This is a genomic window from Oleiphilus sp. HI0067 (assembly GCF_001635735.1).
This window is the reverse complement of sequence record NZ_LWFI01000758.1, coordinates 1-294: the sequence shown is the minus strand read 5'-3', so window position 1 is coordinate 294 and position 294 is coordinate 1. Positions and strand designations below refer to the sequence as shown.

The 294-nt window shown below is 40.8% G+C and carries 1 protein-coding gene; it reads left to right on the top strand.

Annotated features, from left to right (window positions below):
- Positions 1-20: 20 nt before the first annotated feature.
- Positions 21-294: hypothetical protein (locus A3739_RS08285; RefSeq protein ID WP_156502476.1), on the top strand; the 274-nt coding region annotated here is incomplete at its 3' end.

Here is a 294-nt window from a genome sequence, read left to right as displayed (position 1 = left end):
TGAATAAGAAGAGTATAGAGATGACTTTTTTATTTCGAAGAACAAAATTCCTTTTTCTGTTGATGCTTGGTGCAGTCTATACGTCTGTGGCTTTTGCAGATCAACTTAGATTCATCGGCAAAGCTTATGATATTGATAGCAACGAGCTGTTGTACGTTGAACGTCATTATGTAGAGCTCTCAAAGCAAGGCGAGTATGTTCAATCGCAAGTCATTTATGAGGGAGCGCAAGGTCAGCGTATTGCCGAGAAAGCGCTTAATTTTTCGGGAGCTTCATCCTTACAGCCCTATCTTC